Origin of the sequence: Desulfosporosinus fructosivorans (assembly GCF_004766045.1) — a bacterium.
GTDB classification, from domain to species: Bacteria; Bacillota; Desulfitobacteriia; order Desulfitobacteriales; family Desulfitobacteriaceae; genus Desulfosporosinus; species Desulfosporosinus fructosivorans.
The window spans coordinates 74,317-87,657 of the sequence record NZ_SPQQ01000013.1; the positions used below are offsets into that span (position 1 = coordinate 74,317).

Consider the following 13,341-nt stretch of genomic DNA (forward strand, 5'->3'; position numbering starts at 1 on the left):
ATTTTATTGATCTAATAGTTTTGTACTAACTTCAAAACGATTTAGAACGTCCTCCCAGTTAACTAAGTTCCACCACGCTTCAACCCAATTAGAGCGCTTGTTTTGATATTTGAGATAATAAGCATGTTCCCAAACATCTACAGTTAAGAGTGGAGTAACTCCCCATTGGGTATGGTTCTGGTGGTTCTCCACCTGTAAGATCTCTAATTCTGCAAAGTTTGGACTCCAAACTAATATAGCCCAGCCAGATCCTTCGACAGCCAATGCCGCAGCAGTGAACTGTTTCTTGAAATTGTCAAAAGAGCCAAAATCCTTAGTAATACATTCGGCTAAGCTCCCTTGAGCATTTCCACCACCTCCAGGACGCATATTCTGCCAAAAGAGGGTGTGAAGTAAGTGTCCTGATCCATGAAAAGCTAATTCATGCTCCCAATGTTTAATTATGGTAAAATCCCCCTTATCTCTATTTTCTGCCAGTTTTTCTTCAGTCTTATTAAGTCCGTCTACATAGGCTCTATGATGGACATCATGATGGAGTCTTACAGTAGCCTCGTCGCAATATGGTTCTAGCGCATCATAGGCATAAGGCAATTCCGGTAATTGAAATGGCAAATTGATCTTCCTCCTTATTATTAATAAATCTTTAAGAACTTTGAAAGAAATCATATTATTATCTTATTTATGGTTGGATATGAAGACTATTTAGTACTAGATCAAATTTAGTTGTATGACCTTCCTCTAGTTAGGATGATAACAAAAAAAAATGCCATTATTATGACATTTATATAACAATGAAAATATATTTTTTTAATCGTATTTTAATAATAATCAAAGTCTCTATGAAGTTTTTTGGGTTAGAATTCATATATACCGAATTGCGGTACAACAACAGAAAACAAGGAGGAACTTTTATGACAACCTTAGAGCAAGTGGAAAAACTACGTACAATGGCAAATATTAGCTACGACGAGGCAAAAATTGCCCTAGATGCAACCAATGGGGATTTACTAGAAGCTATTATCTATCTTGAGAAACAGGGAAAGGTTAGCTCTCCATCCGGAAGTGGTTATTACAGTAGCGAAAAAGCAGCGGACGCAGACTCAGTAGCCTACAGGAAAAATTGCGGAGATAACCATAATAACTGCAACGGTAGAGAGACCTTTTCTTCTCTGCTGAAACGCTTTGGAAGATTTTGCATGAAGATGATTCGCAAGGGCAATGCAAATTCCTTTGAAGTGCTCAAGGGGGAGGAAAGCAAAGCTTCTACTCCTGTCACAGCCTTCGTCTTGCTGTTGATCTTCGCCCCCTGGATTACTATTCCACTGGTTATCATCGGACTATTCTTTGGTTTTCGCTATCGCTTCACCGGTCCTGATTGTAGCGGAAACGCTGTCAATGACGCGATGAATAGCGCGGCGGACGCTGCCGTGAATCTCAAAAAATCCATGGAATAGTAAGAAGCTATACCAACAAAAAAGACTGGTTGTATTTAGGATATTCCCAAAGTACTCATAGAAGCTATAGATTTCACCAACATTTCAGTAATGACTGCTGACTGAAGCCCTCCTGATTGCCAAGCCCATGGCTGCCGCCAGGAATTCATCTCAAGTAAATGAGAAACCTATAAGACAAAGCCCCTCGAGTGATGGGCTTTGTCTTATTCCCTTTCCTTGCTTATACCACTTCGGTCATTGAGATTGCCTGCTCGAATTTGAGGGATTTGTCGTAGTGCTTGATTCAGATTGGGTGGGGTGTTCTAAGATATGCACGACTCCATGCCCGCCGTCAACGATAACCCGGTCTCCGGTCTTTAGCCTTGTAGTAGCGTTGCCGCATCCAATAACAGCAGGAATACCGAGCTCTCTAGCTACAATAGCAGCATGGGACAGAGGTGCTCCTATATCTGTAATAATTGCAGAGGCTTTAGGAAAAATAGGAGTCCACCCTATATTGGTGGTTGTTGCAACGAGTATTTCACCCGGCAAAAGCTTATCTCCTTCTTCTGAATTTAGCAAAATACGTACAATTCCTTCTATTCTGCCAGCTGCTCCTGCATACCCTTTAAGGGTTTCGGAATTAGTCGCACTAACAATAGGCATCGAAGCGTCATAATAGTCCATTCTTCTATTGGGATCCTTGGACCATTCAATCGGATTAAAACGTCCTCTTATAATGGAGGGAAATGGTGGCATCGCTTTATATTTCTCGAAATTCACTTTTCTCGCGGGAATATGCATAACATTCGAAGCTCTTCCGGATAGAAGATCCTCCACTTCATCAATATAGAGGAAAAATATATCGTCCCCTAAACCCGTAAGTTCCCCTGCCTTGAGGGCGAAAGCACGAACTACCCTAAATATTCTTACAAACTCTGAACGGCCTTCTTCTCTAAGACGAGCGCCTTCGGATGCTTTCTCTAGTTGTTTCTCGAGCCATTTTACTTTATTAGGATAACGCTCCTTAAATCTCATTTTAGCAGCCTCATATTGTGTATGCTGCTTCTTCAGAAGTCCCTCCACATCCATATTCGATCCAATAGATTCCTGGATCTGTTGTTCCAGCCAGTTTGTATCCTCCATGGGATCAGGTAATGACATTTCATACTCATGTGCTCCCCGATGGCCATATTTCCTCAAGTATTCTTCCTTACTCATGTCTCCCTTAATGACTTTGGAAATGCCTATAACTGGCCCGAGACTTGCCAGCTCAGAGCCTCCCCTAAGATTGGATAGTAGGGTGTTGGAGTCTTCAGTTCCTACTAGTTCTGTAAGTTTTTTATCCGATGTGGTAATATTCGTCATTTTAAGAGCAGAAGCCCCAGCACGTGACCATGCTTTAAGGAAATATGGCTGAAGCTCTTCCTTCCATAAGGACAATAGTTCTTGCTTAGTCTTTGCTTTTTTAATATCTGCCCTCATCTTACTGCATCTTTCAGGGCTCTGCTTAAGGGATTGGACTAAATTTCTGGAAGCTTCCAGTGTGCTTTTGGATGCGCTTACGACGACTGGCAACATCACTTTAAGCACCTCTAACCGTGAAAATGGGCGAAGTGGCATACTCATACCATCAGGTAATTCTCCATACATATCGGTGATTAGCTTTAATGCACCTTTGGAATACTTGCCAAGCATAGACGTTATCATTGATACCCTTCTACTGATATTCATATAGGGTCTTCCGCAGATATTACCTGAAAATATATAATACCCGGGAATAAAATTCAGTGACTCATCCAGTTGTCTTCCTATACTCCAGGTAAATGGGGAATAAACATCAGGTATTGCCTCCGCCACATTGGTATTGATCCAAAGTTCATCCCCCATAAAAGAGTAATTCATTTCATAGGTGTCCAAATCCCCCCCTGTCAATGTGGTGATCGGTCTCGCTTGCAGCAGGTATAGTTTCCCATCGGCCACAGCCCACTCAATATCCTGAGGGCTACCCAGTTCTTTCTCAAGCTTTGCTGCATATTGATAAAGCTTTGAGGCATATTTCTGAAACACATCTGGACCGTCATATTTCCCTTTTGGTCTAATCAATTTGAATTCATACGCATTGGCTTCCCCGGATACAAGCTGTTCCCCCAATCCATGAACATAATTGCCTATCATGTTTGTATAACTGCCAGTTATGGGATCAGCTGTAAACAATACTCCTGAAATTTCTGATTGGACCATCAACTGAATGACCACTGCAATCTGGTGATTCTGCTCAATACCCTTAACAGAGCTATATGCCTTTACACGTTGAGATTTTCTTGATCTAAATACTGTATAAATAGCTTCCTGTATATCCTTGTCAGCCTTAACATTGAGGACTGTTTCAAACTCTCCAGCGAAGGAAGCTTGGGCTGAGTCTTCACTTAACCCAGAGGATCTTACGGCAAACAAGGCGCCTTTATTCTTCCTTCTAATTTCACTGAACATAACTTGTATCTCTGCCCAAGCTATATTATCCAGTTTTTCCATCTGAAAAGCTAAAGGTAAAATGACAAAACCCTCCGGTACAGGATAACCCTCCCGATACATTATAGATAGCATGCTACCCTTTCCTCCCGCAAGTGACTGTAGCTCAGGAGTCAACTCTTTAAAGCTTTTCACCATATTAGTCATAAAAAGTTTCATTCCTTTCGAGTTCATATTTCCTTGCTGTCTATACCTAAAACCCTAGCAATTACTTCCTTCAAAGAAACTGAATAATTGTAATGTCTCGTTTCCTCACGGAGATATTCACTATAAAACACGCTTTGTGGAAGAGAGGTCACAGCCCTGAGCAATATATCTGCAGTTTCACGGGGGAATTCGACATTAAAAACGCCTTCTTTTGTCCCCTGCTCAATAATTCGAGCAAGTGGATCAACATACTTTTGAGAAAGAGATAGATAGTATTTATAAAGTGTAAAGTCCGACTTCATTATCATACCTAGATACTTTGCATATTCGATTTTGGGCTTTTGGAAAGCTACTTTTCTTGCCATAAACAGTTTTAGTTTTTCCAATGCATTAAGGTCCTTATCTTCAATTATGGGTTCAAGTTCTTTTAGAGAATCTTCCATTAAGTTATTGATACTCTCAGACAGCACTTCCTCTTTCGATTTAAAGTAATGATAAAAACCACCCTTTGAAAGTCCTGAAGCTTGTAAGATATCCTCAATACTTGTTTCTTCATAACCTTTTTCCAAAAATAATTTTTCAGCAATTTCTATTAGCTCATTTTTTTTAGTACTGTGTTTTTTTGCTGTTTTGACCATACTTACACCTCCATAAACAAACCGACGTCGGTATGTATTTAGGATAAATTATTGCGGCTAGTTTGTCAAGCCCGCTTGATAGATGGATATCTTATAAAAAATGCCGGATGTTAAGACATTTTCCTAACAACCGGCGGCTTTCTATCTTCGTTTTTTATTCAATCCAAGTCAAAGTGAATCAGTCCTTTTGACTCGTTTATTACGTATTAACCGGAAAAGACATTATCCCACCAAGATATGCACAACACCCTGTCCACCATCAACGATAACTCGGTCTCCCGTCTTAAGTCTTGTTGTTGCATTTCCGCATCCTACAACAGCGGGAATACCAAGCTCTCTAGCTACAATAGCTGCAGGTAAAAAACACTCCTTTAATCAATTGGGGGCATTCTTGCAACCGCAATTTGCTGTTACAAATTGCGGTTCTTTACAATACCTTTTTCTATTCCATTCCTGATTTCAAAGCGTCACTCATAGAAACTGAATTGACTTTTTTTCTGCACATCAGCTTCGACAACTCATAGGAAATCATCACAACAATAAACCCAATTAAAATATATAGCAGATCGATCTTTAAGGGCGGCAACGACAAGCCAACGCTATTTTCCATTGATTGAACCAATACCCCTATTGCTGAAAGAGTCAACGGTATGCCAATAATATATCCACTCACAACAACGATCGTCGAGCTATTCAGAATCAATGAATTGATTTCCTTCTTCCGATAACCAAAAATCTTCATCAGGGAAATCGTGCCTTTGTTCTCCTCAACGATCATCGAGGTTACAAGATAGATAACAATCATTCCAATGATAAACGCCACAGTCGCCAGGCCACTAATCATTGACTGCATAGGCGCCATGACCTCTCTAATGGCAGCTAACTTCTCGTCCAAAGACACTACACTGTATGACTGATTTTCAGGGATATTCAGTAGCACATTACTAAAGGCACCGATATAGCTTCCTTCTGGCATCTCAAATTTCTGATTAAAATCCGCCAGCGGCATGAAGATAAATTTCCCCTCATAGGTATCCGCTATTGCATCGATCTTCACCGAAAACATGCGCCCATCTAGCAGATCGCTGACACCGGTTGTTTGGAATAACTTTACTGCGTATGATAGCTCAAGCTACATTTCCTGTCCGACAGGGCCAAATTGAGTACGTTATTATTCACCATATTTCACCTCTTAACCTATCACAACAATTCTACATACCCTTCCGTTCCATTCACACGGATCCGCTGTCCGTCTTTTATCAGCTTCGTGGCATTTTCTACACCTACTACTGCAGGAAGACCATATTCGCGTGCAATAACGGCCCCATGAGTCATCAGCCCGCCTACCTCAGTGACTAAACCTTTAACAGATACGAACAGTGGGGTCCAGCTAGGGTCTGTGAATGCAGTTACCAGTATTTCGCCATCCTCTAATTTGGCATCTTCCAGTTTCAAGACGACCTTTGCCCGGCCCTCGATAATACCTGATGAAACAGGTATACCCATTAATGCACACGGAGGGATATTGCCGGTGTTATATTTACCAGTGATGACCTCACCCTCCGAGGTCATCACTCGCGGTGGTGTCAGCTTCTCGAAAACCTCATATCCGTCCTTTCTCTTAGTTAGGATGCTGTAATCTAAACTATTGGTATGAACAACCTCTCTGAGTTCCTCAAAGGATAGATAGAAGATATCCTCGTTCTCCTTAATGAGGCCCTGTTGAACGAGCTTTGTGGCTTCTTTCAGTAGACCATTTTTATAAATTTGAAAACGCTTGATGAAGGAATACTTGGGGTATTCCCTGAAACCGGCAACATTACGTAAAACACTAATCATCTTTTTGGTCTTTTTAGCCTTTTGTTTACCACCGGGCAATTGTTCTAATCGTCTTAAGAGATCATGTTCCTTTTGCTCAGCTTCTAGTCGTCCCTGTTCAAATTTCACGCTACTTGAATTTAGCCCAAAATTTTCGATATTGTTCAAAATCATAGGTATAAGTGCTGTCGGCTTTTCATTCCAGCGGGGCTTGGTGATATCGATCTCTCCTGAACAACGCATTCCGTATTTTCCAAGGTATTCTCTCATGGAGGTGCTGACAAGATCACCGCCTTCCAATCCTGCCAGGTCCGCGAAAAAGGTTTCATCGTTAGCATGGTTAAAATATTCAATTACCTCTGGGTATTGCCGAATAACGTCAGCCACATCTAGGAGTGCGAGACCCATTTGAGAAGTGACGTTGTTATTAACTGATTTGGTGAGGGTGTCGACAGCATTCTTTTCCCCTAACCACTTGTCCATTTTTTTATTGATCCAACTCGTTACGTAGGCTCCAAGCACCATCATCCCCATGTTTCGCGGACCTGTCAGAACCCCTTTTAATTCCAATGTGTCTCGTACAATGAATTCAAATAACTCATCGCCAGATAATTTTTCAACCCTTTGCTCCATATCCCGTATCTGTTCTTCAGTGTCGTTGATCAGGGCTTCAATAATCGCTACATCGTTTTTTCGGTATGTTTTAATAGCGGGTATTATCCAGGACAGTGCCCCATTACCGAGGTTGATAGACCCTTTGCCCCGAGGTAAGGCTTTAATAAAGTCCTGCCGCTTCATTAGATCTACGAGAGCGTTTTTCATCAGGATATCGGCCTTACCTGTACTAGTGAGCAAAATCTTTCGACCAATGGGTGAAGCTAGGTCATGAGTTCCGTCGATAAAAAGCCTTCCACCAGCAGACTTTAAATTCTCCCCAAACCAAAATGACAGAAAATTACAGAAGGATATCCCCAATGGTTTGATGTCTTCTGTCATCATCTGAAAATGGCCCATTGAAACATAGATATGGTTCTTTCCGTCATTTACCGGTACAGGGTATAGGGTGGTGATGGGGCGGCTCTGGACAATGTGAAACTCATCTTCCGATGTATCAGAGGAATGATCCCAATTAATGCACCATTCTATATCTTGGGGACAACCAAAGTGCTCCTCGATCTTTCTGCCCATGGCCTCAAGCTTCACAATCTGCTCATCCGTCAATATCTGCATATTTTGCAGTTCGGGATCGATTTCCCGTTCCTCCGTGCCACCTTCTTTTAATGCATAGATACCCAATTTTTTGTTGGATATCTTTTTATCAATAATCCTACCTTCCCGAACCTTATAAATATCAGCATTCACGAGGCCAGAAACTAGAGCTTCACCAAGTCCGAAGCTGGCATCGATGGAAAGCACCTTCCGGTTGGAGTTGATGGGATCGGCCGTAAACATTATCCCCGCGGCTTGGGGGAAAATCATACGCTGAATGACAACAGATAGGTAAACGTTGCTATGGTTAAAGCCATTTTGTATGCGATAGGTCACTGCACGATCGGTAAAAAGCGATGCCCAACACTTTCTGATATGTTGCAGGATGGCATCCTTACCTATTATATTCAAATACGTATCCTGCTGACCCGCAAAGGAAGCTAGCGGTAGATCTTCAGCTGTCGCACTGGACCGTATGGCATAGGCGTATTTTTCGCCAAGCTTCGAGATATATTGTGTGATCTCATCCTCAATGTCCTTTGCAATTTCTGCCCCTTCGATTATTAAGCGGATTTTTCTGCTGAGTTCTCTGATTCTTTCCCTGTCCCCCACTTTTATAAGTGATAATTGATCTAAGAGTGAGTCAAACTCCTCGTTATGTCTAATTATTTGTTTATACGCTTCAGTAGTTACGCAAAAGCCCTCAGGCACGTGTAGTCCTACAATCCTTGATAGCTCTCCTAAATTAACGCCTTTACCTCCTGCTTCAGGCAAATTAGTGCTATCGATTTCATCAAAGGATAAGACAAATTTACTCACGAAAATCACTCCTTTGTAAATTATGAACTAAAACCATTTATATATTTCATAATATATCAGTTTTAAGGTTATTTCAATTTAATTATGTAATATATTTATTGATTCAATTCATAATTTATAGTATTCTATGAATGAGGTGACGTACAATGGATGGCTTCGAACGACGCAAGGAAAGAAAAAAAGAAAATATACGCCAGGCCGCTTTCGACCTGTTTTCTGTTCATGGCATGCAAAAAGTTAGTATTGCTGAGATAGCAGCTAAAGCAAATGTATCCCCAGTTAGCATATATAACTACTTCGGCAGTAAAGACGAGTTGCTCAGGAACATGATCTCCGTACTTTTAGATAAAAGGCTACAGGAAGACACTGAGGTCATCGAAAGCAGCCTACCTTTTCGAGAAAAAATCGAATTATTCATCTCCGAAAAAACTAAGGACTTATCCGAATTGAATCCAGACTTTCTTAAATTACTGATGTCAGCAGACCCTGCTATCCGGCAGATGGCGGAGGATTTTACCAAGAACAAATTCATTCCCTTGATGTTTAAGTTGATTGAAAAGGGGAAAGAGGAAGGTTATATCAATCATAGTATTTCCAATCAGGCCATTTTACTCTATATTAATATGTTTAGAGAAGGCAAACACTCCGATACATTCCTTCATGACGTCGAACATAGTAAACAGTATTTCAAAGAGCTTGTGACACTTTTTTTCTTTGGTATTTTAGGAAAACCTGCTGGAAAATAGTGAAATCGAATTCTATTATCAGATACTAAAAGCTGCCGTAAATTACTTACAGCAGCTTTTTAGTATCTAAGTCTATATTATTTAAAGACGAAAGCCATCAACAACCTTACTCTGACTGTCGGGGTCTGTTTTCCACATCATTCATGATTGCTTTGTCAAATATTTTCACGAGTTCTGCACTATAAGATTCTAGATCGATTTTAGTCGTGATGTTAGGGTTTGCCAGTAACATATACTCCCCGATAGCTCCAGTAATTGCACTAGCCATGACATGAACATTGAATTGGCCAAATTCACCTTTAGTTTGACCATCTAGCAAGATCTGTTTAAGTTCAAGGATTACAGGTTCCTCTTCGTCATCGCTCAACTTATAATAGGGAATATTGTCGGGGGTCCGGGCATTAAATATTATCTCCAACAGAGCGGTATTGTGCTTAGAATGAGTTCCTTGGTAGGCGAGGCTGGATGAAATGTATGCGTGTAGCTTCTCATGTTCGGTCTTTTCGGCTTTTGTTCTTTCTAACACATACGAGGTGGAACTTTCTAATAGCGTTATAAGTGTATGATCCATCAAATCATTTTTATCTCTAAAATGATAAGAAATCAAAGCAGTACTGATACCAGCTCTTTTGGCTATTTGGGCCAGGCTAGCATTTACGAAGCCTATATCATCTAGAGTGGTAATTGCTGCATCAACTATCTGAGCACGTCTTGCATCACCGATGAAGGATTGTTTTTCTTCGGCCTTCCTATCGCTCATTATTTCTTCTCCTTAGGAATATTTTCAGATTTATCCACCCTCCTCAACAATGCGAAGAGTACGATAACTAACACGACAACAATGTTGGCAATATTTAATGGACTAAGACTAATTCGGTCAAGAATCGTACCATCCGCTAGCTGTCCAACATTATCACCCAGCCAACTAGCCGTAAAGCCAATGAATCTAACTATGACAATCACCAGTCGTAAGGCTAAAATTATCGGGACCATGGAAATCGCTAACCAGAGATAATCCCAACCGTCAGTCTTACGATTGGCTAATAATCTCGATGCAATCAAACACATGAGACCAGCTGATACAAGCAAGGCTGGCTGTAACCAATTATACCATCGGAAGCTTGGTGCAGTATATACATCTTTATAGAAATACCAGGTTGCCCACAGGACTATTACCCCAATCACTGCACTAATCACCGGCAGAAGGTTTAATAACCAACTTGGTGCTTCGTCAAATACCTGTTCTAATTTATTTTTCTTACTCATGACCATTCCCCCTATTCATGGTTTATATATACGATTTACGTGTTTTTCGCGCTGCGATAATGAGCAACATAATTGCACCGGTTGCAAAAATCACGTTTCCAATTAGGTGAACGCTCTCAGTTCGCCCTAGTAGCGTTGTTAGGATGAAGCCACCCCAGGCATAGGTGAGTAGTGCACCGCCAGCTAAGGCAAGCTGATGGGTTTCGTTCCATTCCCGACCACGTGACCATTCCAAGACCAAGACCGTCATCAGGCCTATTAACAAGAGTTTGAAAGCAACCCCCAACCAGCTTTCGCTTGCCCCAAAGAAGAGGCCTGAGATGATAAATGACAGTGTGCCCACTAGCCACGGTTTGGGAGTCCTCTTGTCGATCTTTGGGAGAGATAGCCTCCCAACTGCGAACGCGATGCCTATCAGTGCCACCGCCACGACGGCTGTACTAATCAGCTGTGGCATCGACGCGAGGAACTGTTCCTCACTCTGCAGGTCGCTGAAGACAAAGAAGGAACCTATGAGATACAGTACTCCGATAACTAGAAATCCGACCTTTCCTACCCATGGGACTGTTTTGCGTTCGGGCACAAGTGATTCAATGATAGCGATTGGCACACTAATGCTCCAAACTGCGTGCCCGACTATGAAAGCCAGAGCATTATAAGCACTGAGCCCTAGTGCCGGGATGGGTGCAGCGCTCTGGAAGTCATGTCCCTCGAATGACGGGTTGAATAGCGACTGGTCAAATAAGCCTGCTTCTAAAAGACCGTAGGCCAGACCAAGGAGAATTATAGTCGACCAACCACGCCCAGTACGGCGCGTAACTTCGCGAATAAGGAGTGCCCCACCTCCGTACATCGGCGCGAGGAAGGGTAAGGCCCAAATATCCTGAATTGAAATGTTGCCGAGCAGGTACTCTCCGACCAACGGGGATAGAAAGAATAGCCCTATTACAGGTGCTAGGCGTTGCCAGAAGTTTTGGCGTTGTGCATTTTCTGTTCTCACTATCTTTTCCTCCATTATTTCAGCGTAACAATATGAGTTGGAACATAATGTTTATAAGCTTGCAGCCGTCCTTGCAGGGTCATAATCTATATTTTGACTATAAATTCAATTTATTGATTGGTTAATCAAATATTAGCACTGTTGATCAACTATGTCAATGCTGAAGATCTTCTTCCATTTTAAATAGTAAAAACTCGATTATTCCGCAAATAATCGAGTTTGTTTGTTTGTTCTATTGTTCTATTTGACCTAAAAATTAGAGCTCTAGGGCCATAAATAAACCCTCACGGGAATCCGATGAGAGCCAAAATGAGTCTAATAAGCCTTATAAATCCTTTAAGCTGTATAAAATTCGCAATTAATACCTATGTCCTATGAACCTTGCTATAGGTGTTGTAAAATCTTGCTTGCTAAAGAGGCATAGACACTGTAAAACAGGTTCCTTCCGCTTCATTGCTAATCACGTCTATTTTACTGCTGTGAAGTTCAACAATTTTTTTCACGATCGATAACCCAAGCCCATTACCTCCACCAGAATGGCTTCTTGCTTTATCCACCATGTAGAATCGGTCAAATATATGAGGAAGGTCTATTTTGGGGATTACTTTTCCATTGTTTTTTATGTGAACAAAAACAGCTTGATTATCCACTTCCATTATCACTTCGATCCGACCTTTTTCATCTGAGTATTTAATTGCATTGTTTATTAAATTTTGCCAGACTTGTTCAAATAAATCCTGGTCGACCGTAACTTGGAAGGCTTGCAGATCAAGTTCAATCTCAAGATTTTTGTCAGCCCATAATGGTTCTGTTGCCAGAATCATTTTGCGTAGCTGTTCATCTAAACGATACCTTGCAGGGTGAAAAGGATGGTTTTCTGAATCCAGGGAAGCTAGACGAAGCAAATTATCGCTGAGCTTGGACAACCTTAACGTTTCCTGATAAATAATTTCCAGATACTCTTTTTGATTTTCAGCAGGGATAATTCCATCGCTGATCGCCCGTGTAAAACCACGAATCGCTGTAATCGGACTCTGGATTTCATGAGAAACATTACTGACAAAACTTTCTCGCATTTTATCGATTTTCTCAAGTTCACTGGCCATATGATTAAAGCTGTCCATTAATTCGCCGATCTCATCTTTCTTTTTATGTTCAATACGAAAGGATAAATTTCCTTTTGCCATTTCTTTCGCCGCGCTAGTCAGTCTTTTCACGGGTTCAACAATGTAGTGTGAGGCTAGCAAAATAAGCAAGGTCCCAATAACCAATACGCTAAAGAGACTAATCAACAAAATGCGCAGCATAGTTTCCGAAAAGACGGTAAAATCCACCTTTAGTATCAATGAGCTCCCACTGTTATCGATGTTCGGTACTCCGATGAGACGTATAGGACCTTGCTCTGTATTTAGAAACAATGGCTCAGCTAATCCAGCTTGATAAAGTGGCGAGACTTTTTCTTCTGTTAATGAAAAAGGTAGCTCGCCTCCTTCTTTTATAAATTCGCCGGTTATGTTGTAGGTTGATAAAAGGTCCAGAACCTGTTCACGCCGATCCGAGTCAGTAAGAGCAAGAAGAGAAGCAGTATCACGTGCGATGGTCAAATATCGCTGTTCTAAACTCACTTCCCTTTCGGAAAGTAACCGAGTAATTCCAAATGAGAAAAAGAGGCTGATCAGGACAATGATCGTAAAGGCGATGCCGATTTGAGCACGCACGCTATTTCTAAGCAT

At 41.3% G+C, this 13,341-nt stretch carries 11 protein-coding genes and 1 pseudogene; 2 read left to right on the plus strand and 10 right to left on the minus strand.

From position 1 onward, the window contains the following. Positions 1 to 3: 3 nt before the first annotated feature. Positions 4 to 612: a superoxide dismutase gene (locus E4K67_RS24895; protein ID WP_135551687.1), complete on the minus strand. Its 609-nt coding sequence runs from the start codon at positions 610 to 612 to the stop codon at positions 4 to 6. Positions 613 to 911: 299 nt separating this feature from the next. Here E4K67_RS24895 and E4K67_RS24900 point away from each other — a divergent pair, with 299 nt between their 5' ends. After that, positions 912 to 1,454, plus strand: a complete 543-nt coding sequence (locus tag E4K67_RS24900) for a ubiquitin (RefSeq protein WP_135551689.1) — start codon at positions 912 to 914, stop codon at positions 1,452 to 1,454. A 234-nt stretch (positions 1,455 to 1,688) separates the two neighbouring features. Here the strand turns inward: E4K67_RS24900 and E4K67_RS24905 are convergent, their stop codons facing one another. The 5 genes and pseudogenes from E4K67_RS24905 to ppsA all read right to left on the minus strand — a co-directional run bounded on the left by E4K67_RS24905 (position 1,689) and on the right by ppsA (position 8,596). After that, positions 1,689 to 4,040, minus strand: a complete 2,352-nt coding sequence (locus E4K67_RS24905; protein ID WP_338031915.1) for a PEP/pyruvate-binding domain-containing protein — start codon at positions 4,038 to 4,040, stop codon at positions 1,689 to 1,691. 95 nt (positions 4,041 to 4,135) lie between these two features. Continuing rightward, complete coding sequence (locus tag E4K67_RS24910; protein WP_135551691.1) at positions 4,136 to 4,750, minus strand: TetR/AcrR family transcriptional regulator; 615 nt, start codon at positions 4,748 to 4,750, stop codon at positions 4,136 to 4,138. Positions 4,751 to 4,972: 222 nt separating this feature from the next. Then, positions 4,973 to 5,104 (minus strand): annotated as a pseudogene (locus E4K67_RS24915) (PEP-utilizing enzyme); the annotation flags it as partial. An 88-nt stretch (positions 5,105 to 5,192) separates the two neighbouring features. Then, entirely contained in the window at positions 5,193 to 5,807 is a 615-nt protein-coding gene (locus tag E4K67_RS24920) for an ABC transporter permease (RefSeq protein ID WP_158408576.1), read from the minus strand. 143 nt (positions 5,808 to 5,950) lie between these two features. Then, positions 5,951 to 8,596, minus strand: coding sequence for a phosphoenolpyruvate synthase (gene ppsA / locus E4K67_RS24925; protein WP_135551695.1), 2,646 nt, complete (start codon positions 8,594 to 8,596; stop codon positions 5,951 to 5,953). Positions 8,597 to 8,742: 146 nt separating this feature from the next. Between ppsA and E4K67_RS24930 the strand changes: the two genes are divergently transcribed. After that, positions 8,743 to 9,342: a TetR/AcrR family transcriptional regulator gene (locus E4K67_RS24930; protein WP_135551697.1), complete on the plus strand. Its 600-nt coding sequence runs from the start codon at positions 8,743 to 8,745 to the stop codon at positions 9,340 to 9,342. 106 nt (positions 9,343 to 9,448) lie between these two features. Here the strand turns inward: E4K67_RS24930 and E4K67_RS24935 are convergent, their stop codons facing one another. From E4K67_RS24935 to E4K67_RS24950, 4 genes are all read right to left on the minus strand, one after another. Continuing rightward, positions 9,449 to 10,102 carry a TetR family transcriptional regulator gene (locus tag E4K67_RS24935; RefSeq protein ID WP_135551699.1) on the minus strand — a complete coding sequence of 218 codons (654 nt, stop codon included), beginning with the start codon at positions 10,100 to 10,102 and terminating at the stop codon, positions 9,449 to 9,451. After that, positions 10,102 to 10,608 (minus strand): hypothetical protein, encoded by a 507-nt coding sequence (locus E4K67_RS24940; RefSeq protein WP_135551701.1) that lies wholly within the window; start codon positions 10,606 to 10,608, stop codon positions 10,102 to 10,104. Before E4K67_RS24940 ends, E4K67_RS24935 begins: the two co-directional genes overlap by 1 nt. Positions 10,609 to 10,630: 22 nt before the next feature. After that, entirely contained in the window at positions 10,631 to 11,608 is a 978-nt protein-coding gene (locus tag E4K67_RS24945) for a hypothetical protein (RefSeq protein WP_199242645.1), read from the minus strand. 410 nt (positions 11,609 to 12,018) lie between these two features. Next, on the minus strand, positions 12,019 to 13,341 hold the full coding sequence (locus tag E4K67_RS24950) for a sensor histidine kinase (protein ID WP_158408577.1): 1,323 nt from the start codon (positions 13,339 to 13,341) through the stop codon (positions 12,019 to 12,021).

Coding starts and splice junctions, on each gene's coding strand:
- E4K67_RS24905 (WP_338031915.1), bottom strand. CDS start 4,040: ATGCTATCTATAATGTATCGGGAGGGTTATCCTGTACCGGAGGGTTTT.
- E4K67_RS24910 (WP_135551691.1), bottom strand. CDS start 4,750: ATGGTCAAAACAGCAAAAAAACACAGTACTAAAAAAAATGAGCTAATA.
- E4K67_RS24950 (WP_158408577.1), bottom strand. CDS start 13,341: ATGCTTAGAAATAGCGTGCGTGCTCAAATCGGCATCGCCTTTACGATC.
- E4K67_RS24935 (WP_135551699.1), bottom strand. CDS start 10,102: ATGAGCGATAGGAAGGCCGAAGAAAAACAATCCTTCATCGGTGATGCA.
- E4K67_RS24930 (WP_135551697.1), top strand. CDS start 8,743: ATGGATGGCTTCGAACGACGCAAGGAAAGAAAAAAAGAAAATATACGC.
- E4K67_RS24900 (WP_135551689.1), top strand. CDS start 912: ATGACAACCTTAGAGCAAGTGGAAAAACTACGTACAATGGCAAATATT.
- E4K67_RS24940 (WP_135551701.1), bottom strand. CDS start 10,608: ATGAGTAAGAAAAATAAATTAGAACAGGTATTTGACGAAGCACCAAGT.